The organism is Plantibacter sp. AC185 (assembly GCF_979258065.1).
Window position 1 is genome coordinate 3,067,886 of record NZ_OZ409831.1, and the last position, 25,341, is coordinate 3,093,226.

General features: G+C 69.7%; 20 protein-coding genes. 12 read left to right on the plus strand and 8 right to left on the minus strand.

The genetic code is table 11. The features are described from left to right. Positions 1 to 55 precede the first annotated feature (55 nt). Positions 56 to 1,573: an L-arabinose isomerase gene (gene araA, locus ACZZZB_RS14545; RefSeq protein ID WP_056014267.1), complete on the plus strand. Its 1,518-nt coding sequence runs from the start codon at positions 56 to 58 to the stop codon at positions 1,571 to 1,573. A 150-nt stretch (positions 1,574 to 1,723) separates the two neighbouring features. After that, entirely contained in the window at positions 1,724 to 2,044 is a 321-nt protein-coding gene (locus ACZZZB_RS14550) for a hypothetical protein (protein WP_191941723.1), read from the plus strand. Between the two features lie 30 nt (positions 2,045 to 2,074). Here the strand turns inward: ACZZZB_RS14550 and ACZZZB_RS14555 are convergent, their stop codons facing one another. From ACZZZB_RS14555 to ACZZZB_RS14575, 5 genes are read right to left on the minus strand one after another with little or no spacing between them, the layout of a single operon-like run. Then, positions 2,075 to 3,166, minus strand: coding sequence for a hypothetical protein (locus ACZZZB_RS14555; protein WP_194645183.1), 1,092 nt, complete (start codon positions 3,164 to 3,166; stop codon positions 2,075 to 2,077). Between the two features lie 37 nt (positions 3,167 to 3,203). After that, a complete protein-coding gene (locus ACZZZB_RS14560) occupies positions 3,204 to 4,520 on the minus strand; it encodes an alpha-L-fucosidase (RefSeq protein WP_370582680.1) in 1,317 nt (438 codons plus the stop codon). Beyond that, positions 4,517 to 5,401 carry a carbohydrate ABC transporter permease gene (locus ACZZZB_RS14565; RefSeq protein WP_191941720.1) on the minus strand — a complete coding sequence of 295 codons (885 nt, stop codon included), beginning with the start codon at positions 5,399 to 5,401 and terminating at the stop codon, positions 4,517 to 4,519. Before ACZZZB_RS14565 ends, ACZZZB_RS14560 begins: the two co-directional genes overlap by 4 nt. Beyond that, positions 5,398 to 6,309: a carbohydrate ABC transporter permease gene (locus ACZZZB_RS14570; RefSeq protein WP_124769977.1), complete on the minus strand. Its 912-nt coding sequence runs from the start codon at positions 6,307 to 6,309 to the stop codon at positions 5,398 to 5,400. Before ACZZZB_RS14570 ends, ACZZZB_RS14565 begins: the two co-directional genes overlap by 4 nt. Then, positions 6,306 to 7,658 (minus strand): extracellular solute-binding protein, encoded by a 1,353-nt coding sequence (locus ACZZZB_RS14575; RefSeq protein ID WP_194645185.1) that lies wholly within the window; start codon positions 7,656 to 7,658, stop codon positions 6,306 to 6,308. The genes ACZZZB_RS14570 and ACZZZB_RS14575 overlap by 4 nt, the downstream gene beginning before the upstream one ends. Before the next feature lie 225 nt (positions 7,659 to 7,883). Between ACZZZB_RS14575 and ACZZZB_RS14580 the strand changes: the two genes are divergently transcribed. Then, on the plus strand, positions 7,884 to 8,864 hold the full coding sequence (locus ACZZZB_RS14580; protein ID WP_194645186.1) for a cyclase family protein: 981 nt from the start codon (positions 7,884 to 7,886) through the stop codon (positions 8,862 to 8,864). 55 nt (positions 8,865 to 8,919) lie between these two features. On the opposite strand, the gene ACZZZB_RS14585 is transcribed toward ACZZZB_RS14580, so the two are convergent. Continuing rightward, positions 8,920 to 11,802 (minus strand): hypothetical protein, encoded by a 2,883-nt coding sequence (locus tag ACZZZB_RS14585; protein WP_194645187.1) that lies wholly within the window; start codon positions 11,800 to 11,802, stop codon positions 8,920 to 8,922. Then, on the minus strand, positions 11,799 to 13,688 hold the full coding sequence (locus ACZZZB_RS14590; RefSeq protein ID WP_463530042.1) for an HSP90 family protein: 1,890 nt from the start codon (positions 13,686 to 13,688) through the stop codon (positions 11,799 to 11,801). The genes ACZZZB_RS14585 and ACZZZB_RS14590 overlap by 4 nt, the downstream gene beginning before the upstream one ends. Positions 13,689 to 14,015: 327 nt before the next feature. Between ACZZZB_RS14590 and ACZZZB_RS14595 the strand changes: the two genes are divergently transcribed. Next, complete coding sequence (locus tag ACZZZB_RS14595) at positions 14,016 to 15,257, plus strand: multidrug effflux MFS transporter (RefSeq protein WP_463530043.1); 1,242 nt, start codon at positions 14,016 to 14,018, stop codon at positions 15,255 to 15,257. A gap of 230 nt (positions 15,258 to 15,487) precedes the next feature. Here the strand turns inward: ACZZZB_RS14595 and ACZZZB_RS14600 are convergent, their stop codons facing one another. Continuing rightward, a complete protein-coding gene (locus ACZZZB_RS14600) occupies positions 15,488 to 15,916 on the minus strand; it encodes a YchJ family protein (protein WP_086474988.1) in 429 nt (142 codons plus the stop codon). Positions 15,917 to 16,080: 164 nt separating this feature from the next. Between ACZZZB_RS14600 and ACZZZB_RS14605 the strand changes: the two genes are divergently transcribed. From ACZZZB_RS14605 to ACZZZB_RS14640, 8 genes are all read left to right on the plus strand, one after another. Then, positions 16,081 to 16,866, plus strand: coding sequence for a phosphatase PAP2 family protein (locus tag ACZZZB_RS14605; protein ID WP_228498527.1), 786 nt, complete (start codon positions 16,081 to 16,083; stop codon positions 16,864 to 16,866). A gap of 262 nt (positions 16,867 to 17,128) precedes the next feature. Beyond that, positions 17,129 to 18,181 carry a LacI family DNA-binding transcriptional regulator gene (locus ACZZZB_RS14610; protein ID WP_463530044.1) on the plus strand — a complete coding sequence of 351 codons (1,053 nt, stop codon included), beginning with the start codon at positions 17,129 to 17,131 and terminating at the stop codon, positions 18,179 to 18,181. A 43-nt stretch (positions 18,182 to 18,224) separates the two neighbouring features. Beyond that, positions 18,225 to 19,247 (plus strand): LacI family DNA-binding transcriptional regulator, encoded by a 1,023-nt coding sequence (locus ACZZZB_RS14615; protein WP_463530045.1) that lies wholly within the window; start codon positions 18,225 to 18,227, stop codon positions 19,245 to 19,247. Between the two features lie 130 nt (positions 19,248 to 19,377). Beyond that, complete coding sequence (locus ACZZZB_RS14620) at positions 19,378 to 20,715, plus strand: extracellular solute-binding protein (protein ID WP_191941713.1); 1,338 nt, start codon at positions 19,378 to 19,380, stop codon at positions 20,713 to 20,715. A gap of 96 nt (positions 20,716 to 20,811) precedes the next feature. Beyond that, positions 20,812 to 21,768, plus strand: a complete 957-nt coding sequence (locus tag ACZZZB_RS14625) for a carbohydrate ABC transporter permease (protein ID WP_191941712.1) — start codon at positions 20,812 to 20,814, stop codon at positions 21,766 to 21,768. Then, entirely contained in the window at positions 21,768 to 22,688 is a 921-nt protein-coding gene (locus ACZZZB_RS14630; protein ID WP_138945098.1) for a carbohydrate ABC transporter permease, read from the plus strand. Before ACZZZB_RS14625 ends, ACZZZB_RS14630 begins: the two co-directional genes overlap by 1 nt. Positions 22,689 to 22,833: 145 nt before the next feature. Further along, a complete protein-coding gene (gene arfA, locus ACZZZB_RS14635) occupies positions 22,834 to 24,342 on the plus strand; it encodes an arabinosylfuranosidase ArfA (protein WP_463530046.1) in 1,509 nt (502 codons plus the stop codon). A 195-nt stretch (positions 24,343 to 24,537) separates the two neighbouring features. After that, the gene (locus ACZZZB_RS14640) at positions 24,538 to 25,131 is read left to right on the plus strand and encodes a TetR/AcrR family transcriptional regulator (RefSeq protein WP_121293817.1); all 594 of its coding nucleotides are present in this window, start codon (positions 24,538 to 24,540) and stop codon (positions 25,129 to 25,131) included. The last annotated feature ends 210 nt before the right edge of the window (positions 25,132 to 25,341 follow it).

A 25,341-nucleotide genomic window follows, 5' to 3' on the forward strand; every position in this document is an offset into this window, starting at 1 on the left:
GTCCCGCCCTTCGACAGGCTCAGGGATCGAAACGACCTCAAGAAAGAACCCACCAATGCCGAAGCCCACCACCACGCTCGACCACTACACCGTCTGGTTCCTCACCGGCAGCCAGAACCTCTACGGCGAGGAGACCCTCCGTCAGGTCGCCGAGCAGTCCCAGGCCATCGCCGCCGAGCTCGGCGCCGCCGCCGACGTCCCCGTGCGGATCGAGTGGAAGCCCGTCCTCAAGGACTCCGAGTCGATCCGTCGCGCCATGCTCGACGCGAACGCCGACGACAGCGTCATCGGTCTCGTCACCTGGATGCACACCTTCAGCCCGGCCAAGATGTGGATCGCCGGCCTCGACGCGCTGCAGAAGCCGCTGCTTCACCTCCACACGCAGGCGAACGTCGAGCTGCCGTGGTCGGAGATCGACTTCGACTTCATGAACCTCAACCAGGCCGCGCACGGCGACCGCGAGTTCGGGTACATCCAGACGCGTCTGGGCGTCGCCCGCAAGACGGTCGTCGGCCACGTCTCCGACCCGCGCGTCCAGCGTGAGGTCGGCACCTGGCAGCGCGCCGCCGCCGGTTGGGCGGCCACGCACGAGCTCAAGCTCGCGCGCTTCGGCGACAACATGCGTTATGTCGCCGTCACCGAGGGCGACAAGACCGAGGCCGAGCTGCGCTTCGGTGTGCAGGTCAACACGTGGAGCGTCAACGAGCTGGCCGAGGCCGTGCACGCGTCGACGGACGCTGACATCGACGCCCTCGTCGCCGAGTACGAGGAGCTGTACGACGTCGTCCCCGAGCTGCGGAAGGGTGGCGAGCGGCACGAGTCGCTCCGCTACGGCGCCGCGATCGAGCTGGGCCTGCGCTCCTTCCTCGAGGCCGGTGACTTCGCCGCGTTCACGACGAGCTTCGAGGACCTCGGCGAGCTGCGTCAGCTGCCGGGCCTCGCCGTCCAGCGCCTCATGGCCGACGGCTACGGCTTCGGTGCGGAGGGCGACTGGAAGACCGCCGTCCTCGTGCGCGCCGCGTCCGTCATGGGTGCCGGCCTCCCCGGCGGCGCCTCGCTCATGGAGGACTACACGTACCACATGGAGCCCGGCAACGAGCTCATCCTCGGTGCGCACATGCTCGAGGTCAGCCCGACGCTCTCCTCGGCTCGTGCCACCCTCGAGGTGCACCCGCTCGGCATCGGCGGCAAGGAGGACCCGGTGCGCCTCGTCTTCACGGCCGACTCCGGCCCCGCCGTCGTCGTCGCGATGAGCGACATGCGCGACCGCTTCCGGCTGACGGCGAACGTCGTCGAGGTCGTCCAGCCCATCGAGGCCCTGCCGAAGCTGCCCGTCGGGCGCGCCGTATGGAAGCCGGCTCCGGACTTCGCGACCTCGGCCGCTGCCTGGCTGACCGCCGGTGCCGCGCACCACACCGTCATGTCGACCGCCGTCGGGGTCGAGGTGTTCGCCGACTTCGCGGAGATCGCCAAGACCGAGCTCCTCGTGATCGACGAGTCGACCACCACGCGCGACTTCCAGCGCGAGGTGCGCTGGAACAACGCGTACTACCGCCTCGCCCAGGGGTTCTAGCCCCGGGACGATCCGACCGAGACGGCCTCCTGCCCACCAGCGGGAGGCCGTCTTGCGTCGTGGTGTCGTCGATCGTGCTGTGCGACGTCGGCGCTTGCTAGCCTGGGGCGACGCGCCGGGGGTGGCGCGCTGAACGACGGGGGTCGACCGATGACGGACGTGTTCACGCAGACGGAGCAGCAGGAGCCGGGCGATGAGGGGACGGCCGAGCCGACGAGGCTCGGGTGGAAGCTCGCGATCGGTGGGACCGTCCTCGTCGCCGGTGTCGGAGCGGTCCTCGCGATCGTCGCAGCGACCGGCGGGTTCACCGCCGCCGACCCAGCAGCCGCCGAGCGGGCGATGGAACGGTGCATCGCGGAGCGGGCGAGCACCATCATCGACGCCGGCGACCGCACCCCGGCCGAGGCCGCCGCCGAGGGATGTGCGCTCGATGCCGAGTCGGACACCTTCCTCGACGAGTACGGCGACTGACCCGGGTCGGTTCGGGCGCGTTCGGGCGCGCTACCGGAGCCCGATGATCGTGCCGACGACGAACAGCCCGAGCGCGCTCCACATGAGGATGTCGTCGACGCTCATCCGGACCCTGAGTCGCCGACCACGGGTGCTGACGCGGCCGGCCGCAGCGGTCGAGGCCGACTCGTCCGCTTTGGCGCTTCGCCGGTCACCTCGGGTCTCCCGCCACCGGGCCCAGCGTTCGACGCGGTCGTCCACGGCGTCGACAGCGGCGGCGATGTCCTGCCAATCGTCGACCTTCGTCGTGACGAGGTCGTCGCTGGTCACGAGCAGGAGCCAGTCGTCGACGATCTCCACGTCGAAGCCGCGCACGTGGTCGAGCAGTCGCGCCATCACGTCGGGCGTGAACAGGTAGAGGGCATCGGCCTCGTAGCCGACCGGGCAGTAGAGGTGGAAGTGTCGGTCGAAGCCGCCCTCGAGGCTGAGCTGCTGCGTATCGGCCGGGGCGCCGGCGCCAGTCATCCCTCGGCGGCGGCCGTCCTGGGCGCGGAGCAGGATGTGGGGGAGGGCGACGGGCATCCGGAGCGCGCAGTAGCCGCCGAAGGGGGCCGCGAGGTTCTTGCGGTTGCCCATGACCTCGTAGTCGGCGATCTCGATGCCACGCGGCTCCCGGCTCCGGAGGACTCGATGGAGGTTCACCGACCCGCGGCTCCGCCAGGGCATGTCGCGCTGGAGGGCGATGGGACCGACGCGGTAGTCGAACCCGTTGGCCTCGGCGAAGGTGGCGAGGCGGAGGTGTGTGCGTCGCATGGTCCTCCGCGACCAGACCCTGATCGTCATGCGGACGAGGATCACGGCGAGGAGGATCATGACCACCACGAGCGTGCCCATGCCGAAGGCGATCCCTCCCGCGTTCCTGCTGCCTTGAGCGTAGGCGAGTAGGCCGACCAGGCCGAAGAAGAAGATGCCGAACAGTCCACCGAGCGCGCCGAGGGTGGTGGTGAGCCGTCGGATTCGCCCGATGCGATCGCGGGCGCCGGGGTCCTCCCCGACGAAGGCTCGCCACTGCTCTCGAACCTCGTGACGGGGAAGCGGCCGGGTGAGCGCACTCGTGTCGAGTGGTTCGGGAAGCGCCTGCACGCCCTCCAGCCTAGTTCCGTGTCGAGGCGCGGCCCGCTCAGTCGGGGGCGTCCGTCGGGGCCTCGTATCCGACCGGCAGCTCGGGGACGGTGCTCGAGCCAGTGTGGAACGCGGTGACCGCGAGGAGCGTCGGCACCGGTGCTTCCGCAGAGCGACCCGCGTCGTCGGTGACGTCGGGGACGAGCGCGATCGTCAGCCGGTCGGTCGTGACCGGTTCGAACACGTGCACCCTCGAGACGCCGACGGAACCGGCTTCGACGAGCGTGCGGCCGTCCGGTGTGCGGACCTCGTGGCGGTCGATGAGCTGTCCGGCGGTGAGGTTTTCGTGCAGCCGGAGATGATCGAAGGTGACCGGCTCCGCGAACGTGACGGTGGCCGTCGACCCGTCGGTGGTCAGCGTTCCCGGGATCGGCTGTGCGAAGCGTCGGTCGCGCTCCGCGGCCCAGGCGGTCACGCGTTCCACATCGGCGTCGGGGAGGAGCCCACGGGTGTCGGGTGGGAGGTTGAGGAGCAGGTTCGCGCCGAGTCCGACGGACCGGTAGAAGATCGCGAGCAGATGCTCCATCGACTTCGGCTCGTCGTCCGGGTGCCAGAACCAGCCGCGGCGGATCGAGACGTCGCACTCCGGCGGCAGGTACAGGGCCTCCTCGAACCGGCTGGTGACGACGGTGTAGTTGCTGAAGTCGGTGTGGTCGACGACGTACCGCACCGGGTCTTCGGCGAGACCGTTCTCGTTACCCACCCAGCGGATCGTCGGGGCGCCCATGTTGAACACCATCGCCTGCGGCTGGAGTCGTTCGATGATGGCGGTGATGCCGGGCCAGTCGTAGGTGTACCCCTCGGACCCGGCGCCGTCGAACCACAGCTCGACGAGCTCGCCGTAGTTCGTGCACAGTTCGGTGAGCTGCCGGGCGTACACCTCGGCGTAGCGCGCCTCGTCGGCGTACTCGGGAGCGTGGCGATCCCACGGCGAGAGGTACAGCCCCAGTCCGAGGCCCGCCTCGCGACAGGCTGCAGCGAGCTCGGCCACGACGTCGCCGTGGCCGTCCTGCCACGGTGAGGATGCGACGCTGTAGTCGGTCGTCGAGGTCGGCCAGAGACAGAACCCGTCGTGATGCTTCGCGGTGAGGATGACGTATCCGGCGCCGATCGAGGCCGCCACGCGCACCCACTGCCGCACATCGAGGTCGCTCGGATCGAAGCTCGAGGCGGGCAGCGTGCCGTCGCTCCATTCCTTGCCGGCGAAGGTGTTGACCCCGAAGTGGAAGAACACGCCGAACCCGTGCTGTTGCCAACGCAACTGGCCCTCGGTCGGGACGGGACGGTGCTCGTGGTGGTGCGGCTGCTGACTCACTTGACTCCTCCTGCTGCGACGCCTCGGTGGAACCATCGTTGCAGCACGATGAACACCACGAGGACCGGGACGACGGCGATGATGGATCCGGCCATCACGACCCTGGGGTCGAACCCGAACGACGACGCCGAGAGTCGTGCGAGTCCGAGCGAGACGGTGAACGACGACTCGCTCCGCAGGACGAGGAGCGGCCAGAGGAAGTCGTCCCACGCGGTGATGAACGAGTTGACGACGACGACGAGCATCGCGCCGATGGACGACGGCAGGAACAGGGCGGTGAACCGCTGCCACTCCGAGGCTCCGTCGAGGAACGCGGCGTCCTCGATCTCGTCGGGCACCGCCGTGAACGCGGCCCGCATGATGAGGACGTTCATCGCGGAGACGGCACCGGGGAGCCATGCGCCGACGAGGGTGTCGAGCAGGCCGAGCTCCTGGGTCATGAGGAAGAGCGACACCATGATCGACTCGAAGGGCACGACCATCGACACGATCAGCACGGTGAAGGTGACCCGCCGCCCGCGCCAGCCGCGTCGGGAGAGCATGTACCCGGCGGCGGTCGGCAATACCACCTGGGAGGCGATGGTGAGTGCGCAGACGATCGCGCTGTTCGTCAGGTAGGCGTCCATGGGGATCTGCCGGAAGATCGTGACGTAGGCGTCGAGCGTCGGCGACTGGGGGAACAGGGTGGCATCGCGCCCGAAGAGTGCCTCACCGGAGCCCTTGAGCGACGACAGGAACTGCCACAGCAACGGGCCGACGGAGATGAGGAGCACGACGAGCAGGAGCGCGTACCGCACCGGTGTCGTCCTCGACCAGCGCCAGCGCCGACGCCGACGCCGCAGGAGCGGCCGCGCGGGCGGCTGCTCGATGTGCGCGCTCATGCGTCCCGCTCCCCGCCGAAGCGCTGAGCCAGCACGGCGAACACGGCGGTGAGCGCGAAGAGCGCCACGCTCGCGGCTGCACCGTAGCCCGCGTTGCCGGTGATCGGGTCGAGCGCTGCGTCGCGGATGAAGAACGGGAGTGTCCGTGCCTCGCCTCCCGGACCACCGGTGGCGCCGCCGAGCAGGTAGACCTCGCTGAACACGCGGAGCGACCCGATGCCGGCGAGGAGCCCGACGAGGAGCATCGTGAGGCGGGTGCCCGGCACCGTGATGGTGAGGAACCGTCGCGTCGGGCCGGCGCCGTCGAGCTCGGCCGCCTCGTACAGCTCACGGGGGATGTTCGAGAGCGCCGCCAGGTAGAAGATCAGGTACCACCCGAGCCCACGCCACACCGTGAGGGCGATGGCGCTGAGCAGGATGAGTGACCCCTCGGAGAGGAACGGCACCGCCTGCTGGATGAGACCGACCCGCTGGAGCACCGTGTTCACGGGCCCCTGTTCACCGAGGAGGTTCTGCCAGACCAGTCCGACCGCGACGACGGACGCCACGATCGGAGCCGCGTAGGCGGAGCGGAAGAACCCCATCCCGGGGAGCCGGGTGTGGACGAGCTGCGCGAGCAGTAGCGGGAGGACGACCAGCAACGGGACGGCGATGATCGCGTACAGGACGCTGTTGCCGGTCGCGGACCAGAACGCGGGGTCCTGCAGGATCGAGCGGTAGTTGTCGAGGCCGACGAACGCTCCACCCATGCCGAGCGGGGACGTGTCGGTGAACGACAGCGCGATGGTCCCGACGAAGGGCCCGACGCTCCAGATCGTGATCATGAGCAGCGCGGGTGCGCACCACAGCAACGGCACCCAGGGCGGTCGATAACGCGCCGCCCCGTTGAGGTGGATCGCGGTCGTCATCGAGCGTCTGCTCCGATGACCCGGTTGGCCGCGTCCTGCGCGGCCTGGAGTGCCTCACGCGGCGCCTTCTTCCCGGTGAGCGCCAGCTGGAGCTCGGCGTTGACCGCGTTCGCCACTGCGTCGCTCCACTGCACGATGGTGACGATCTCCGCTTCGTCGGCGAGGTCGACGGCGAGACGGTTCGCCTCGTCGATGGGGGCGGTACCGGTGATGTCCGTGAGCTTCGGGATGCCGAGCGACTCGGTGGTGCTCGGGAAGTTCTGGATGCGTGGGTCGCTGATGAAGCGGTTCTGCTGCTCGGCGTCGAGGAGGAATCGCGCGAAGGCGATGGCGGTGGCCGGGTTGGTGCTCGTGCTCGGGACACCGATGGTCTGCACTTCGGCGATCGCCGTGCCGCGGCGGTCGAGGAGGGACGAGACGCCCACGTGCTCGTAGACGCCCGGGTTGCCCTCCTGCACGTACCGGAGCGAGGAGGCGTTCGGTGAGCCCCAGACGGTCGCGCCCTGGGTGAACAGGGCGGTGGGCTCGTCGTCGGACGCGATCGAGTCCTTCGGGATGCCGCCGGCCAGCGCGAGTCGCGTCATGCGCTCGGTCCACTCCTGCACGGCCGGATCGTCGGCGAAGACGAACGCCGAACCGTCGTCGGCGATGACCTCGGCCTCCTGCAGCTGCCACTCGAGCGGGAGTCGCAGACCGAGACTCGCGGAGAAGGCACTGAACTCGCCGTTCGACCGTTCGGCGACCTGATCGGCCGCGTCGAAGAGTTCCTCGAAGGTGGTCGGCGGCTGCTCCGGGTCGAGTCCGGCGCGCTGCATGAGCTCGGTGTTGTACGTCTGGAGGCCGATGAGGCCCCAGTACCAGGGGAGCACGTAGTGGTGGTCGTCGCCCGGGAGGACCAGGCTGTCCCACAGGCTCGGGATGAAGTCGTCGCCGATGCCCGGTGACGCGGCGTCGAGGTCGGCGAGGAAGCCCTGTTCGCGGAGCCCGCCGGCGGTGGCGAGCGGCATGTTCACGACGTCTGCCAGCGAGCACGCCTGCGCGTCCGCGACGAGCCGGGTGGCGAAGCTGCCGTCGCCAGGGTCGTCCTCCCAGGTGACGGTCGTGCCGGGGTAGGTGGCCTCGAACTCCTCGATGAGTTCGGTGAAGTACTCGGAGAACGAGGCCTTCAGCGCGGTGGTCTGGAAGGTGATCTCACCGGACGGCGTCGCGTCGACCGGCGTGCCAGCGGCGAACTCGTCTGCGATCGCGCAGCGACCGACGCGCTCGCCCCCGGCGTCGCCCGTGCACGCGGAGAGCACGGCCAGCGTGGCGGCTGCAGCGGCGATCGACAGGGTTCGTTGGTGCTTCATGGGGGCTCTCCTCGTCCGCGGACGGGTTCGTCAGCCGTCCTTGCATATCGAGGATAGGCATGAGGTATGTGATATGCAAGCCCTGTGTACAAAAGCCTCATGAGGGCTGCTTGTGGAGTGCGCTCAGCCGTCCAATCGACGGAACCCCACGGTCATGGCCGGATATCGGTGGCCCATGGCCGGGAATCCCTCGGCAGGGTTCGCGGCACCCGTCAGAATGAGGGTATGACCGAACAACGCGCCGTCCTCGATGCCACCGTCAGCTTCCTGAACGGCGGCGGTCTCGCCGTCGAGGACTTCCGTCTCGACCTGCCGCCCGCCATCGCGCAGGCGAAGGGGAAGGCGCAGCAGCAGGAGGTCGGTCGGCTGCTCGTCACGCACCTCGGTCTCGCGATGGTCGGCGAGATCCGCATCACCAAGCTCGAGATCGTGCGCGAGCAGCACAAGGGCTCCCGCGGGATCCTGGCGGCGGCAGCGGCAGCCGGGCTCGAGATCCCGGACACCGCAGCGCAGGCGGACGCCGTGCGCCCCCGTCCGGAGGGCGCGCTCGTCGAACTCAGCCACCCGATCCGTGCCGGCCTCCGTACCTACCCGGGGCTGCCGGAGCCGGTGATCCGTCCGTTCCTCACGCGTGAGGACTCGCGCCCGAAGTACGCCGAGGGCACCGAGTTCGCGATGGACATCATCGAGATGGTGGGCAACACCGGCACCTACCTCGACAGCCCGTACCACCGCTACGCCGGCGGCGGCGACCTCGCGAGCCTGACGCTCGAGCAGCTCGTCGACCTCCCGGCCGAGGTGTTCCACCTCCAGGACTCCACCGAACGCGGCATCGGCGCGAACGTCTTCCTCGAGCGCGAGCTGCGCGGGACCGCCGTCCTCCTGCACACCGGTTGGGACCGCCACTTCGCGACCGAGGCCTACACGAAGGACGCTCCCTACCTCGCCGAGGACGGGGTGCGGTACCTCGTCGAGCAGGGCGTGGTGCTGGTCGGCATCGACTCCATCAACATCGACGACACCGAGCCGGGATCCGGTGGCGCGCGTCCGGCCCACTCGCTGCTCCTCGAAGCCGGGATCCAGGTGGTCGAGCACCTCACCGGCCTCGAGCAGCTCCCCGCGAGCGGCGCCGCCTTCACCGCGGCGCCGCCACTCGTCGAGGACTTCGCGACCTTCCCCGTCCGTGCCTTCGCGCGACTGCCCTAGGCGCGGTCCGAAGACCGTCCTCGCGGTGCCGTGGGCGCGCTGAGGACGGTCCCGATCACTCCTCGATCTCGGCCCGGAGCAGTGCCGCATCGGTGTGCTGCTCCAAGCGCTCGTGCGCGTCCGCGAGCTCGGCCGTGACCGTCGTCCAGTCGGGCGAGCCGGCAGGGAGGCGTCCGCGAGCCGAACGGAACAGGTCGACGGAACCGGCGTGGTCGTCGACGGCGACCCGGGACCTCGCCGCGAACACCTCGGCCACCGCCGCGCCGTTCTCGTCGCCGGCGGCCACGAACCCCGCGGCGGCGAGCCGAGCGGTCGCCGTCGCGTCGTCGGCGCGTCCGAGTGCACCGAGCGAGCGGGCCTCCGAATCGGTGATGTCGGCCACGAGCCACGCCGCCTCGTGCGCCGAGGCGATGTCGCGAGCCTCCGAGTAGAGCGGCAGCCCGGTGTCGTCGCCGAAGGCCGCCCGTGCGCTCGCCGCACGCTGGAGTGCCTGGACGAGGAGCTGCGGGTCGCCCAGACGACGAGCGGCGGCGAGTGCCTGGTCGATGACCTCGATCGCGTCGTCGTCCTCGAACTGGACGAGGAGCGTGCTCAACCCGAAGCCGGTGCGGATGACCACCTGGTCGTTCCCGACCGATGCGGCGTCGTCGAGCGCAGCGCGCCACACGCCGTACGCCATGCCGTGTTCGCCGATCATGCGCGCGGCCTCGCCCATGTTGGCGAGCAGGTCCGCGAGCTCGCCCGGCGCGGCGTGCTCGCGCTTCGCCTGGTAGACCTCGTCGTAGTGCTCGAGCGCCGTGGCGGCATCGCCCGCGAACTGGAGGTACCGCGCGAGTTGGAGCGTGAGCGAGTCGAGGTCGGCGTACTCCGCCCGCTTCGCGTGGGTGATCGCGAGCTGCATGCGGGCCGCGGCCTCGCGATCACGGTCGGCGTCGCTCAGGAGGGCTGCCGAGAGGGAGCACGCCTGGATGATGCCGAGTCGGTTGCCGAGGACGGTCTGGAGGGCGACGAGTTCGTCGGCGAGCGCGACCCCCTCGGCGAAGGCCCCGGCCCCGCCGAGCATGCGGGTGCGGAGCGTCAGTGCCGGGAGTCGGACCGACGCCCGCTGCCCGGGCTCGAGGAGCGGGTCGAGAAGCTCTGCCGCCTCCTCGATCCGGCCGGTCACGGCGAAGAGGTGCGCGTGCAGGAGACGGGCCGGCGGGCCTGCCTCGCCCGGGTCGTCGATCGCGGCGGCGAGCACGGCCTCACCGGCGAGCCGGTCGGCGATCCCCATGAACCGTTCCGCGGACTCCTGCTCGGTCTGCGCTCCCGCCAGCTCGAACGCATGGCGTGCGGTGACGACGAGCGTGTGGATGAGCCGGTCCGCGTCGACGGGGACGAGACGGGCGTCGTCGAGCTCGGCGAGCAGGAGGGTGAGCCGGTCCTCGGTCGCCGTGCCGAGCAGGGCCACGCCGAAGCGGGCCTCGACGTCGGCGACCGCGATGCGTCCTGCTGCACGGAGCGCCGTGTCGCGGTCGGCCCAGGCCACCCCCGCACGGTCGTCGTCACCCTCGATGACCGCTGCCTGCGCGATCGCGCCGAGGAGCCCGGCGCGGAGGTTCTCGTCGGGATCCGCGTCGTCCGCGAGGAGCGCGAGGCCCTGCTCGGCGGCGACGATCGCACCGCGTGGGTCGGCGCTCTGCAGGAGTGCGGAGGTCCGTTCACGCCACTCGGCGGCCGTGGTCGCCGGTTCCGGCTCGGCGACCGGGGCTGCGAACCCCTCGACCGACAGTGGGAGGTCCCAGTGCTCCGTCGCGAGTGCCCGCGCGGCCTCGAGTCGCTCAGTGCGGAAGCCGTTGCCGTTGCGTTCGTCGAAGGCACGGGTCAGGTGCTCGGCGGCTGCCCAGGCGCGCGCCGCGACCGCGGTGACGGTCCAGTCGGCGGCGTCGGTCGACTCGGTGCCGAGGTACCGGGCGAGGTCCGGGGCGTCGGCACCGCGGACGGGCAGATCGCCGTGACCGGCTCGGGCGACGGCATCCAGCAGGACGCCGACCGCGATGAGCCCGTCGGCGTGCCCGGACAGGTTGATGGGGTCGTTGACGAGGGTCGGCAGGTGGCGCTCGAGCATCGCCAGGCCGCGCGCCTCGTTGCCCGTGACGGCGCAGAACACGAGGTGGTCGGCGATGATACTGAATCCGTCGGCGTTGGAACGGGCGACCCGGTAGCTGCGCTGGTGCGCCGCCTTGGCATCGTCGAACCGGCCGGTGCGGAGGTAGGGGAGGAGCGCCTGTGCCTCGCTCGTCTCCGGCTCCTCGCCACAGCTCATGCGGTTCTCGAACATCTCGTCGTAGATCCGGATCGCGTCGTCGTCGTGCCCGCGGAGCTGGTGGAACCAGGCGTCCTCATTGCGCACGCACGCTTCGCAGTGGCTGTAGCGGTCGTCCTCGATGGTCGAGCGGTGTTCCAGGAACGCGGCGGCCTCGTCGAGGCGACCGGTCACCGTCGCGATGTGGAACTGCGACTGCACCACGCCGCTCATCGTGGCGCCCGCTGCCGCGTACCTCGCGCGCATGTCCTCGTGCATGGCCTCGATCTGCGCGAGCGAGAAGGTCGGGTTCGTCGACAACCGGCCGGCCATCCACTTGTACTGGAACAGCAGGTCGCAGCCGTCGACCGTGATCGGGAAGCGCTCCGGGTCTGCGTCGTGCTTGCCGACGCACCAGCCGAAGGAGCTGAACATGGCGTCGGTGTCGCCCGTCATGTGCGCCGACTGGGTCAACCGCATGCGGGTCGCGTACGCGGCCTCCTCGTCGCCGGCGGCCTCAGCTCGCCGGAGTGCCTCGTCGAGCAGGGCGCGCTCGGCGGGACCACACGGCAGGGTGTCGGCCTCCTCGAGGAGGTCCTGGACGCTCGCGTCGGGGTCGATGTCGTTCACAGGGGTGGCGGTGGTGTCGGTCATCGGAGTTCCTTGTCGTCGAGACCGACACTGAGGCCGATCAGGTCGGTCATGGCTGCGTCGAGCATGCGGCGGTCGCGTGCTTCGAGGGGGCGGTGCCCGGCGAGGAGCGCCTGGACGTAGAGCAGTTGGATGCTGCGCTCGAACACGAGGTCGTCGTCGAGGGTCGCCAAGCGGCGGACGAGCGCCGCGTTCCAGTTGAGGCAGAGCCGGGCTGCGGTGTCGGCCTCAATGCCTCCCGGGCCGGCGTCGGCGAGGAAGGAGTCGACGGCCCCGACGACCTGCGACCAGATACCCGGCGCGACCGAGGCGGCCCGGTGCCGCTCGAGCCGTCGGAGCACGGACGGGTCGGCGACGTACAGCGCGGCGAGGTCGTCCGGCCGGTACCGGCGCACCGAGACCCGGCACTCGACCTCGGCGAGCACGCGGCTGGCGCGGTCCTCGAGCGCCGTCGTCGCGGCGAGGTCGTCCAGGTGCGGCGGCTCGAGGTTGTCGAGCTCGTCGGCGACCGTCACCCGTTCGACCCGAACGCCGTCGATCAACTGGGGCAGTCGCTCCAGGATCTCCTGGTCGTACACGTACCCGCCGTTGACGATCGGTGAGGCCGGATCGACGACCGCGGCGATCTGACGGAACTCGTCGCGGGATGCCGTGTACCGGATGATGCCGGTCTGCGACAGATGTTCGTCGATGGTCATCGTGCCGGCGGAGGTCTCGATCGGGAGCCACCGGACGACGGCGCTCGCGAGGTCGTCGTCGTGAGCGGCGATCGCCTTGATGCCGAGCTGGTGGACGCCGATGAACTCCTGGAGTCGGTGCGGCCGCTGGCGGGCGAGGTCGAGGATCCACCGTCGCAGGGTTGCTCCGATGGCCTCGCGGGTGAACTCCAATGCGTCGTCCTGCACGAGCTGCTCGCGCGACGCCGTCGGACGGAGCCCCGTCGTGTCGACGATGCAGCGGACGAAGAACGCCCACTCGGGCAGCAGGTCGTCGATCTGTTCGCTCAGCAGCATGCCGCCGAGGTAGACCCGGCTCGCCTGCCGGGCGCCCGGCGGAGGCGGCGAGGGGAGGACGAAGGCGGTGCCGCGGGTGCCGGTGCCTGGCACCACGATCTCGACGGCGTCGAACGGGCGCGTCCCGAGGAGGTCCTCCCCGAACGCCAGGAGTGCCTCGCGAGTGGTCGCCTCAGCCGTCCGGAACACCGGGTCGACGTTGATGCGCACCGGGTGGTCGGGTGCGGAGGGATCGACCACCTCGACGTCGAGGTCGAGGAACCGTCCGAAGGTGGTGGCGAGGCCGAGCACCGTGCCGTGCCCGAGCAGACTGCCGTCGTGCAGTGGGCCGTCGATGCGCGGGTCGAGTACGACCTCCGAGCCGATCGGCATGGCGGCGGTCGTGGCGTCGTCGAGTTCTCGGATCGTGAACGTGCCGTCGGCGTCGCCGATCCACTCGATGGCCGGACCGCCACGAGCGGATCGGCTGCGGACGGTGATGGTGTCGGCGACCATGAAGCAGCTCAGCAGCCCGATGCCGAACCGGCCGAGGTAGTCGCCGCGCTGGAGTTCGTCGAGGTCGCCGCGCTTGGAGCTGCGGCCGACCGTCGCCAGCAGCTCGGCGGCTTCGTCTCGGGTGAGCCCGACACCGTCGTCGCGGAATCGGAACGGCGAACCCGCCTCCGAGCCGGACGGTGGCACGTGCGGGGTGATGAGGAGCTTGCCGGGAGGAGCCGTCGGGTCTTCGGCGCGACGGGCTGCGACGGCGTCGCGTCCGTTCTGCAGGAGCTCGCGGAGGTAGACGCGCGGTCCCGAGTAGATGTGGCGGCTGAGGAGGTCGACGACTCCGCGGAGGTCGACCTGGAACGGCAGCGGGGCTCGGGAGTGGTCTGGCATGGCTCTCTTCCGTCGGCGGCTACGGGGCCTGCATCGGGGGTGTACGCAGGGTGGATCGGGCTCCGGACAGGCGGCCCGCGACCGGTTCGCCTGCAGCCGGATCAGCCTAGCGAACGTCGTGAAACGGATGCTGGGCGGTCACCTGGGAGTCGTCGAGACGACCCTGCTCCCCAGGGGCTGTGGAGCGAGGTCGACGCCGATCGGTCGTCCGGAGGTGTCGCGAAAACGCGTCCCTGGCTGCTAGCCTTGACGCCGCTTCTCGAATCGATTCGACATCGATTCGGACCACTCCTCCCACCCCGCACCCCGCTAGGAATCCGTTCACCAGTGCACACCGCAGGAATCACCGTCGTCCACCCCGGGGACTCGCTCTCGGGCAGGCAGCGCCTCGTCTACATCCTCGTGCTCGGCGCGCTCACCGCGCTCGGGCCGTTCACCATCGACCTCTACCTGCCGGCGTTCCCGATCCTCGAACAGGACCTCGACGTCCCGGTCAGTCTCATCCAGCTCACCCTCACCGGGACCACGATCGGTTTCGCGGTGGGCCAGCTCTTCATGGGGCCCTGGAGCGACAAGGTCGGCCGGCGCCTCCCGCTCATCCTCGCGACGAGCATCCACATCCTGGCTTCGGTCGGCGCCGCGTTCGCGCCCGACATCGGGTGGCTCATGGTGTTCCGCGTGCTGCAGGGCGCCGGTGCGGCGGCCGGTGGTGTCGTCGCGATGGCGATGGTCCGCGACCTCTTCGGTGGGAAGCCGCTCGTGCGGATGCTGTCGCGACTCGCGCTCGTGAACGGGCTCGCGCCGATCGCCGCCCCCGTCATCGGGTCGCAGCTCCTCCTCGTCCTCGACTGGCGCGGACTCTTCGTGTTCCTCGCCGCCTACGGACTGTTCGTCGTCATCGCGGTGTCGCTCTGGATCGTCGAGACCCTCCCGCCGGCGCGGCGTCGCGACGCCGGACACAGCACCGTCCGCGACCGCTACCGCTCGGTGTTCAGCGACCGCGTGTTCGTCGGTGTCGCCCTCATCGGTGGGATGAGCTTCTCGGGCCTGTTCGCCTACCTCTCGAGCTCGTCGTTCCTCTTCCAGGAGGTCTACGACTTCGACGCGCAGGAGTACGGCCTCCTGTTCGCGGTGAACTCGCTCGGCATCGTCGCCGGCGTGCAGATCTCGTCCCGCCTCATGCGCTGGTACGGGCCGCAGTGGATCCTCGCGTGCACGACCATCGTGCAGCTCATCTCGGCGGTGACGATCGTCGCGCTGACGATGGCCGACGTCGGGCTGTTCGGTGTGCTGGTGCCGCTGTTCTTCTTCATCCTGTCGTGCGGATTCGGCTTCCCGGCGGTGCAGGTGCTCGCCCTCGCGAACCACGGGCACGAGGCCGGGACGGCGGCGTCGCTCCTCGGCGCGCTCAACTTCGGTCTCGCCGGACTCATCTCGCCGATCGTCGGGGTGCTCGGGATCGGTACCGCGATCCCCATGGGCGCCGTGATGGCCGCGACCTCGGTCGTGTCGGTGTGTGCGCTCTGGTTCATCGTGCAGCCGAAGAGGGTCCCGGCCCTCGCCGGCTGACCTGGTGGGCTCGCGCCAGCGCGGTGCGCCAGCGCGGTGCGCTGACGTGAGCGCGGGTCTGTGGCGTGAGCGCGGGTCTCCGGAGCGGCGCGCTCGGCGCTGCGATCCGCGGTCACGCCGGTTCGGGCTCACTCGGGTGGCCGCACCGCGCTGACGCCGGTTCGGGGCGGTTCGGGCCAGCGCACCGCGCTGACACCGGCTCGGGGCCGGGCCGGGCGAGCGGGTCCCGGTCAGGCGGAGGGGTCCAAGCCGTCGACGTAGGTCCAGGCGCCGGTGTCCTTCGAGAACCGACTCCGTTCATGCTGGCTCCCGGCGGAGCCCCGCACGCCGGGAACCTTGTGGTGCGCGACGAACTCGACCATCCCCTCGGTGTCGAGCAGCCCACCGCGGGAGGTCGCGACGATGTCGAGCCGGTACCAGCGGAGCGAGTGGTCCAGCTCGAGCGACGCCGGCTTGGTCGACGGATGCCACGTGCGCAGCAGGTACTCGGCGTCGCCGACCGCGAAGGCCGAGAACCGCGACCGCATGAGCGCCTCCGCGGTCGCCGCCCCCGACTCGCCTCGGTGTAGTCGCCCGCAGCAGGCGCCGTACGTCTCACCGGACAGACAGGGGCACCGCGCGTCGTCGGCGAGCGGGGCGGTTCGGGAGTCGGTCGTCACCGCTCCAGTATCGCCCGTCAGACTCGCGGCTCGTGCTCGTCGGCCGTCCCCGTCGCCAGTGCCCGTCCGGGCGCGTCCGGAGACGCATCGGCGCGGCGATCAGCGCGTCATCCTCCCGGCGCAAGCCCACGCGCGAGACATACCCGACACGGCATGATGAGACGATGACGGCACCCGACGACCACGACGACCCAGCAGCTGCACCGGCTCCCGAGGTGCACGAGGCGGTCTCGCCAGCCCTCGACGAGTCGGGTGCACTCGCGATGGATCCGGACCCGGCGTCGATCCGGCCCGATCCGAAGCTCGCCGCGAAGGTCTCCCGACGGTGGCCGTTGATCAGCGGGGCGATCGCCGTGGTCCTCGTCCTCCTGCTCGGCGTGCTGCTCTTCCAGCGCGGCCCGAACGCCCCGTTCGGGTTCGACGAGGAGTGGATGCAGGAGGTCCTCGAGGAGCGTTCACCGTGGCTCGTCCAGGCTGCGCTCGTGATGAACTGGCTCGGCGGCGGGGTCGTCGCGATCTTCGTCGTACCGCTGCTCGGGATCGCCGTCCTCCTGCTGTTGCGCCGACCGTGGGCCGCCCTCTACTTCGCGCTCGTCTCGGCCCTGAGTGCCGGAGCGGTGCAGATCATCAAGAACATCGTCGGTCGATCGCGGCCCGAGGACATCCTGGTCCACGCGGACTTCGGTTCCTTCCCCTCGGGGCACAGTGCGAACGCGGCGACCATCGCCGTCGCGTTCGGGATCATCTTCCCGCGGGTCTGGGTGTGGTTGATCGGTGTCGCCTACACGCTGCTGATGATGCTGTCGCGGACCTATCTCGGCGCCCACTGGGTGAGCGACACGATCGGTGGGCTGCTGCTCGGTGCCGGTGTCGCGCTCATCATCGCGGTGCCGTTGCTGCACCGGATGTCGACCGAACCGAAGAAACGGGTCCCGCTGACCGACGGCTGACCGAGTGGACACCCCGCGCTTGACGCCGGTCGTCCAGCGCTCGTCGTTCGTGTTCCGTCCTGACGCCAGCGCGGTGCGCTGACCCCAGACCGCCCGGATGGGCGTGAGCGCGGGTCCACCGCGTGGGCGCGCCCCTCCGGAGGCCCGCGCTCACGCCACTGACCCGCGCTCGCGTCAGCGCACCGCGCTGGCGGCCACGACACCCCGTGCCGGCGGAGCGGTAGTCTGCTGACAGCCGGGAGCCGGCCGGGGGAGGAGACGCGTGTCGATCACGATGCACGACGTCGCCGCACGCGCGGGCGTCTCGATCAAGACCGTCTCGAACGTCGTCAACGACTACCCGCACGTGAGCGACGCGACCCGCTCCAAGGTCGAGCGGGCGATCGCCGAGCTCGGCTACCGCCCCAACCTCTCGGCCCGGAGCCTCCGCTCCGGCCGGTCCGGCGTGATCAGCCTCATCATCCCCGACCTCCGCAACGCCTACTTCGCGGAGCTCGCGGACGCGGTCATGCGTCAGGCTCGTGCGCGCGGGCTCTCGGTGCTCATCGAGCAGGTGGCCGGCGGTCGCGACGTCGAGCTCGAGATCCTCCGTGGGCCGCGCATGCAGCTCGTCGACGGCATCCTCTACAGTCCGCTCAGCCTCGACCGCGACGACAGCGCGCTCCTCCCGGACGGGCCCATGGTGATCCTCGGTGAGCAATTGTTCGACGGCGACCGCGACCACGTGACGATGGCCAACGTCGACGGCGCCCGCGCGGCGACCGAACACCTGCTCGCGCAGGGCAGGCGCCACATTGTCGCGCTCGGCACCGACCCGCACGACACCCTGGGACCGGCCGCCCTCCGTCTCCAGGGGTATCGGGAGGCGCTCGAAGCCGCCGGCATCCCGGCCGATCCCGCCTACGTCAGCACCGTCGTCAGCTGGCACCGCAGCGACGGGGCGAACGCGATGCGCGAGGTCATCGCCGCGGGCCTGCCGTTCGACGGCGTCGTCGCCTTCAACGATGCGATGGCCCTCGGTGCCATGCGCGTCCTCCAGGACGCCGGGCTCCGCATCCCCGACGACGTCGCGATCATCGGCTTCGACGACCTGGACGAGACGCGCTACGCCCTCCCGACCCTGTCTACGGTCGACATCGGCCGGGAGGAGATCGCCGAGCGCGCCGTCGAGCTCCTGATCGAGCGGATCGCCGCACCCGGGCAGCCGGAGGCACCGCGCGCGATCGTCAGCGGCTTCCGCGTCGTCCCGAGGGAGTCCACCGGCTCCGTGATCGCCCACACGCCCGGATCCAGGGCCGCTCCTTCAACGTTGTAGAGTGCGTACAGGGCGGCCGGGCAGGCCGCCGCCGAGGAGGATCATGGCGACCACCCTGCACGACGTGGCGAAGCTCGCCGGGGTGTCCGCCAAGACCGTCTCGAACGTCGTCAACGACTACCCGCACATCAAGCAGGCGACCAAGGAGCGGGTGCTCGCGGCGATCGCCGAGCTCGGCTACCGCCCGAACCTCTCCGCGCGTGGGCTCCGCTCCGGCCGGTCCGGCGTCATCAGCCTGATCATCCCCGACCTCCGGAACTCCTACTTCGCCGAACTCGCCGACGCCGTCATGCACGCCGCCGCGCAGCGTGGTCTGTACGTGCTCATCGAGCAGACCGGTGGCGACCGCGAGCGCGAGGCGGCGCTCGTCCGTGGTCCGCGGACACAACTCGTCGACGGCATCCTGTACTCCGCGCTCGAGCTGGGGGAGGAGGACGTCGACATCCTCGCCGAGGTGCGCACGCCGATGGTCCTCCTCGGCGAGCGGATCTTCAACGCTCCGAACGACCACGTCACCATGCAGAACACCGAGGGCGTGCGGGCGGCGACGGAGCACCTGATCGCTTCGGGGCGCCGACGGATCGTGGCGTTCGGCGCACACCCGGGGGAGGAGATCGGTTCGGCCGGGCTGCGCCTCGTCGGCTACCGCGAAGCGCTCGACGCCGCGGGTCTGCCGTACGACGAGGCCCTCGTGCGCGAAGTCGAGATCTGGCATCGCCTGGACGGCGCGGTCGCGATGCGCACGATGCTCGACGAGGGAGTGCAACTCGACGGCATCGTCGCATTCAATGACGCCCTCGCCCTCGGCGCGATGCGCGTGCTGAGCGAGCGGGGCATCCGGATGCCGGAGCAGGTGGCGATCATCGGCTTCGACGACATCGACGAAGGACGGTACTCCCTGCCGTCGCTGTCGACGATCGCGCCGGGGCGCGACCAGATCGCCGAGACGGCCGTGGATCTGCTGCTGGAGCGCATCGAGCGGCGCGACGAGTCCTTCCCGCCGCGCCTCGTGCTCGCCGACTTCGAGCTCGTCCAGCGGGAGTCCACCGCGTTCCCAGCCGCCTGATCCGCCGCCCCGATTCGTCCTTGACATCGCTGGAACCACCCGGCATCATGCTTTTACAACGTTTACCTTCAACGTTGTAAAACCCGGCACGATGACAACGAAGTTCCATCTCCGAGAGGACAGCACCCACATGAAGTCACGAGTTCTCGCAGCAGTCGGCACGGTCGCCGTCGCAGCGATGGCCCTCACCGGATGCTCCACCGGTGGCGCAAGCGGAGGCGGCGAAGCCTCCTGCACCAACACCATCACCAAGAAGGACGTGCCGCAGGTCACCGTCTGGGCTTGGTTCCCCGCCTTCGAGCAGGTCGTCGACCTCTTCAACGAGACGCACGACGACGTCCAGGTCTGCTGGACGAACGCTGGCCAGGGCAACGACGAGTACACGAAGTTCTCCACCGCCATCGAGGCGAAGTCCGGCGCGCCCGACGTCATCATGCTCGAGTCCGAGGTCATCTCCAGCTTCACGATCCGCAAGGCGCTCGTCGACATCGGCGAGTTCGGCGCGAACGAGGTCAAGGACAAGTACACCGAGGGCGCCTGGAACGACGTCACGAGCGGTGATTCGGTGTACGCGATCCCGGTCGACAGCGGCCCGATGGGCATGCTCTACCGCCAGGACCTCTTCGACAAGGCCGGCATCGCCGTACCGACCACCTGGGACGAGTTCGCCGCCGCTGCGAAGCAGCTGAAGGACGCCGGCACGGGTGTCCTCGCCAACTTCCCGACGAACGGCCGGGCCTTCAACCAGGCGTTGTTCGCGCAGGCCGGCTCCAAGCCGTTCGAGTACGACAAGACGAAGCCCACCGAGGTGTCGATCGACGTGAACGACGACGCGTCCAAGCAGGTCCTCAACTACTGGGACGGCCTCGTGAAGGAGGGACTCGTCACCACCGACGACGCCTTCACCGCCGACTACAACACGAGCCTCGTCGACGGCACCTACGCCGTCTACCTCGCGGCCGCGTGGGGCCCGGGCTACCTGCAGGGCCTCTCCGACGCCGACGACACCGCCGTGTGGCGCGCCGCCCCGCTCCCGCAGTGGGACGCGGCGAACCCCGTCCAGGTGAACTGGGGCGGATCCACCTTCGCCGTGACCGAGCAGGCGAAGGACAAGAAACTCGCCGCGGAGGTCGCGAAGGACATCTTCGGCACCGATGAGGCGTGGAAGATCGGCATCGAGCAGGGCGCGCTGTTCCCGACGTACAAGCCGATCCTGGAGTCCGACTACTTCACGAACCTCGAGTACCCGTTCTTCGGTGGTCAGCAGATCAACAAGGACGTCTTCCTCGCCGCGGCGGCCGGCTACAGCGGCTTCACGTTCAGTCCGTTCCAGAACTACGCGTTCGACCAGTTGACCGAGCAGCAGTACGCGATGGTCCAGGGGGAGAAGACCGCCGACGAGGCGCTCGACGACCTCCAGGCGAGCCTCGAGAAGTACGCCACCGAGCAGGGCTTCACCTCGAAGTAGCCCGCCGGGGCGGCCTCGACGTCGCCCCGCACGTCCTCCACCACCGGGGCGGCGCAGTCGCCGCCCCGGTGGTCCACACGACTCGAAAGCAGCATCATGGCACTCACCACCGGATCGGCCTCCACCGCCGCGTCGGCCGCCAGGATCGTCCGTCCGCGACGAGGCGGCATCGGCGCGATCGACCGGCGACGGCAACGCTGGGGCTGGCTCTTCGTCGCCCCCTTCGCCGTGGTCTTCGCGGCCTTCCTCATCTTCCCGCTCTGCTACGCGTTCTGGATGAGCCTCCAGACCTCCACCCTCGCGACCGGTACCGAGTTCACCGGCCTCGCGAACTACGCGAAGGCCTTCACCGACCCGATCTTCCTCAGCGGGCTCGGGCGGGTGGCGATGTTCGCGCTCGTCATGATCCCCGCGCAGATGCTCGTCGCGCTCGTGGCAGCCCTCGTGCTCGACAACCTGGCGACCGTCCTGTCGAAGTTCTCGCGGCTCATGATCTTCGTCCCGTACGCCATCCCGGTGGTCATCGGCGCGCTCATGTGGGGCTTCCTCTACAGTCCTCGCTTCGGTCCGGCGACCGACGTCTTCGCGCTCTTCGGGGCCACGGCGCCGTCCTTCCTCGACCAGAGCAGCATCTTCGGCAGCCTCGTCAACATCGTGACCTGGCAGTGGTCGGGCTACTACATGATCATCATCTACGCGGCGCTCCGCGGGATCGACCCGTCGATCTACGAGGCCGCCCGCATCGACGGCGCGAACGCGTTCCAGACCGCGCTGCGCATCAAGGTGCCGATGATCTCCTCGTCGATGGTCATGGTGCTCATCTTCGCCATGATCGGCACGCTGCAGTTCTTCACCGAACCGCAGGTGTTGCGCGGGGTCGCCCAGGGCGCCATCCCCATCTCGTACACACCGAACATGTACGCGTACTCCCTCGCCTTCTCGTACAGCCAGTTCAACTACGCCTCCGCGATCTCCTTCGCGCTCGGGATCATCGTGTTCATCGGCTCGTACGTCTTCCTCTTCCTCACGCGCAAGCAGAGCGGACTCAAATGATGAGCGCCACCACCGCCATCCCGGCCGTCAACCCGAAGGCCGGACGACGACGTCAGGGCCCTGAGGCCCGCACCGGCGGCCGACGCGTCGGCTCGCACCTCTTCCTCCTCGCCCTCGTCATCTACTTCATCCTCCCGCTGTGGTGGTTGATCGTCGCGGCCACGAAAGACACCTCCGGGCTCTTCACCGGCTCCGGCGGGCCGCTCTGGTTCGACGGTGAGTTCAACTTCTTCGACAACGTCGCCGAGCTCTCCACCCATCAGGGCGGCATCTACTGGCGCTGGCTCGGGAACTCCTTCCTGTACGCGTTCTCGGGTGGGATCGGTGCCACGGTCCTCGCGGTGCTCGCCGGATACGGCTTCGCCAAGTACCGGTTCCGTGGTCGCTCGCTGTTCTTCAACCTGCTGCTCGGTGCGGTCATGGTCCCGCTCACGGCCCTGGTCATCCCGACCTTCGTCCTGCTCAGCCAGGTCGGCCTCGTCAACACGATCTGGGCCGTGATCCTCCCGTCGCTGCTCAGCCCGTTCGGCGTGTACCTCATGCGCATCTACACCCAGGACGCCATCCCGGACGAGATCCTCGACGCCGCGCGGGTCGACGGCGCAGGGGAGCTGCGGACCTTCTTCCAGGTCGCTCTCCCGCTGCTGCGACCGGCGATCGTCACGGTGCTGCTGCTCTCGATCGTCGGCACGTGGAACAACTTCTTCCTGCCGCTGGCGGTGCTCAGCGACCCGAACCTGCTTCCCGTGACGGTCGGACTGAACAACTGGACGGCACTGTCGAACGCGGGTGCCGGCGGCGAGCAGGTGTGGAACCTCATCGTCACCGGGGCGTTCATCTCGATCGTGCCGCTCATCATCGCCTTCCTTTCCCTGCAGCGGTACTGGCAGGGCGGGCTCTCCCTCGGCAGCGTGAAGTGAGCCGCTCCACAGACGCGCCGCCGTTGCGTCGCCCCGACCGGGAGCTCCACGACATCATCGACACCACGACCGCCCACGCAACGCACGCACGACCAGCACTGCACGCCACGGCCGACTCCGGCCCGAACGAAGGACACCTCCCGTCATGACCACCGCACGCATCGCCATCGACCCGAACGTCACGGTCGCACCCGTCAACCGCCGGATCTTCGGCTCGTTCGTGGAGCACCTGGGCCGCTGCGTCTACGACGGCATCTACGAGCCCGGCCACCCCACCGCCGACGCCGACGGCTTCCGCGGCGACGTCGTCGACCTCGTCACGGAGCTCGGCACGAGCACCATCCGCTACCCGGGCGGCAACTTCGTCTCCGGCTACCGCTGGGAGGACGGCGTCGGGCCGCGCGAGAACCGCCCCGTGCGCCGCGACCTGGCCTGGCACTCGCTCGAGACCAACCAGGTCGGCGTCGATGAGTTCGCGAAGTGGTGCAAGCTCACCGGCAGCGAGATGATGATGGCGGTCAACCTCGGCACGCGCGGGGTGCTCGAAGCGCTCGACCTCCTCGAGTACACGAACCACCCGAGCGGAACGGCGCTGTCCGACCAGCGGATCGCGAACGGCGCTCCCGAGCCCTACGGCATCAGCATGTGGTGTCTCGGCAACGAGATGGACGGGCCGTGGCAGGTCGGCGCCATGTCGGCCGACGACTACGGCAAGCTGGCCGCCCGGACCGCGTCGGCGATGAAGATGGTCGACCCGAAGCTCGAACTCGTCGTCTGTGGTTCGTCGAGTTCCTCGATGCCGACCTTCGGGGACTGGGAGCGCACCGTCCTCGAGCACAGCTTCGACTCGGTGGACTACATCTCCTGCCACGCGTACTACCAGGAGCGCGACGGCGACCTCGGGTCGTTCCTCGCGTCGTCCCTCAATATGGAGTACTTCATCCGGACGGTCGTCGCGGCCGCCGACCACGTCCAGCACAAGCGTCACTCCGACAAGCAGATCCAGCTCTCGTTCGACGAGTGGAACGTCTGGTACCTCGACGAGTGGAATGCGATCGAGGGCACCATCGAGGAGTGGGCCTACGCGCCCCGCCTCATCGAGGACGTCTACTCGGTCGCCGACGCGGTCGTGTTCGGCAACCTGCTGATGACGCTCCTCAAGCACAGCGACCGCGTCGGTTCCGCGAGCCTCGCGCAGCTCGTGAACGTCATCGCCCCGATCATGACCGAGCCGGGCGGTGGCGCCTGGCGGCAGACGACGTTCTTCCCGTTCTCGGTCACCAGTCGGCTCGCATCGGGTGTCGTGATCGCGCCGCGCATCGAGGTCGGCAGCTACACCACGAAGGTCCACGGCGACGCACCGCTCGTCGACTCGGTCGCGACGTACGACGCCGAGGCCGGGACCGCGTCCGTGTTCCTCGTGAACCGTCACCAGGACGAGGCGATCACGGTGACCGTCGACGTCTCGGCGCTCGGCGTCGGTTCGGTCGTCGAGGCGAACGGCATCCACGACGAGGACGTCTACGCGAAGAACACGATCGACGACCGCGAGCGCGTCGGTCTCACCGTGAACGACAGTGCGTCGCTCGCCGACGGCACCCTCACGATCACGCTCCCGCCCGTGTCGTGGACGGCGGTCGCACTCGGCGCCTGAGTCGGGCTGCGGGAGCGGGCTGCGGGTCAGGGATCTCGACGTTCATCATTCAGGACGATCGCGGCGGGTCTGCCGCGCTCGCGGCGATCGCGGGACGGCGCGCCGGACCCGTCCTGAGTGATGCACGTATCGGCGTCGGCGGTGGGTGGGGGAATCCCACCCACCGCCGACGTCGTGCGGCCCTACAATCGGCACATGACGGCACGGGGCTCCTACGCGAAAGGCGTTGCGCGCCGGGAAGAGATCCTGCGCGTCGCGCTCGCGGTGTTCGCACGCGAGGGGTACCGCGGCACGTCGCTCCGTGAGGTCGCGCGTGAGGTCGGCGTCAGCCTGCCGGGGCTCATGCACTACTTCGAATCCAAGGAACACCTGTTCGCGGCGATCCTGCGGGAGCGCGACGCCGTCGACTACGAGGAGTTCGCCGCGGCCGGGTCGCAGGACGCGATCGAGGGTCTGGTCGCGGTCATGCGCCACAACAGCGACGTCCCGGGGCTCGTCGAGCTGTACCTGACGATGGCGGCCGCCGCCGGTGATGCGGAGCACCCGGTGCGCGGGTTCTTCGTCGATCACGTCACAGCGGTGCGCCGGAGCATCGCCGACGTCGTCCGGGATCGTCAGGCCTCCGGGCGGGTCGCCGCGGGCCTCGACCCCGATCACGTGGCGCGTGTCATGGTCGCCCTCGCCGACGGTCTGCAGGTGCAGTGGACGCTCGACCCCTCCGTCGACATGGCCGGTGACCTCGAGCGCGCCTGGGCTCTCCTCGTCGGCGACGCCGGCGCGGTGCGCTGACCCGAGCGCGGGTCTGTGGGGCCCGGCGCGGTGCGGTGACGCGAGCGCCGCGGAATCGGCGTGGGCGCGCCCCGGGCGCGTGAGCGCGACCCTCTGGAGACCCGCGCTCACGCGGCTGGGCCGCGCTCGCGTCAGCGCACCGCGCTGGCAGCAGCCCACACCGACGGGTTTCGTGAAAACCTATTGACCACTCGGGTTTCGCGCATATAC

Excerpts from the sequence above, each read along its gene's own strand:
- ACZZZB_RS14590 (WP_463530042.1), bottom strand. The coding sequence starts at position 13,688 with ATGCCAGACCACTCCCGAGCCCCGCTGCCGTTCCAGGTCGACCTCCGC.
- ACZZZB_RS14630 (WP_138945098.1), top strand. The coding sequence starts at position 21,768 with ATGAGCGCCACCACCGCCATCCCGGCCGTCAACCCGAAGGCCGGACGA.
- arfA (WP_463530046.1), top strand. The coding sequence starts at position 22,834 with ATGACCACCGCACGCATCGCCATCGACCCGAACGTCACGGTCGCACCC.
- ACZZZB_RS14640 (WP_121293817.1), top strand. The coding sequence starts at position 24,538 with ATGACGGCACGGGGCTCCTACGCGAAAGGCGTTGCGCGCCGGGAAGAG.
- ACZZZB_RS14615 (WP_463530045.1), top strand. The coding sequence starts at position 18,225 with ATGGCGACCACCCTGCACGACGTGGCGAAGCTCGCCGGGGTGTCCGCC.
- ACZZZB_RS14620 (WP_191941713.1), top strand. The coding sequence starts at position 19,378 with ATGAAGTCACGAGTTCTCGCAGCAGTCGGCACGGTCGCCGTCGCAGCG.
- ACZZZB_RS14605 (WP_228498527.1), top strand. The coding sequence starts at position 16,081 with ATGACGGCACCCGACGACCACGACGACCCAGCAGCTGCACCGGCTCCC.
- ACZZZB_RS14570 (WP_124769977.1), bottom strand. The coding sequence starts at position 6,309 with ATGACGACCGCGATCCACCTCAACGGGGCGGCGCGTTATCGACCGCCC.
- ACZZZB_RS14550 (WP_191941723.1), top strand. The coding sequence starts at position 1,724 with ATGACGGACGTGTTCACGCAGACGGAGCAGCAGGAGCCGGGCGATGAG.
- ACZZZB_RS14585 (WP_194645187.1), bottom strand. The coding sequence starts at position 11,802 with ATGACCGACACCACCGCCACCCCTGTGAACGACATCGACCCCGACGCG.
- ACZZZB_RS14575 (WP_194645185.1), bottom strand. The coding sequence starts at position 7,658 with ATGAAGCACCAACGAACCCTGTCGATCGCCGCTGCAGCCGCCACGCTG.
- ACZZZB_RS14625 (WP_191941712.1), top strand. The coding sequence starts at position 20,812 with ATGGCACTCACCACCGGATCGGCCTCCACCGCCGCGTCGGCCGCCAGG.
- ACZZZB_RS14565 (WP_191941720.1), bottom strand. The coding sequence starts at position 5,401 with ATGAGCGCGCACATCGAGCAGCCGCCCGCGCGGCCGCTCCTGCGGCGT.
- ACZZZB_RS14580 (WP_194645186.1), top strand. The coding sequence starts at position 7,884 with ATGACCGAACAACGCGCCGTCCTCGATGCCACCGTCAGCTTCCTGAAC.
- araA (WP_056014267.1), top strand. The coding sequence starts at position 56 with ATGCCGAAGCCCACCACCACGCTCGACCACTACACCGTCTGGTTCCTC.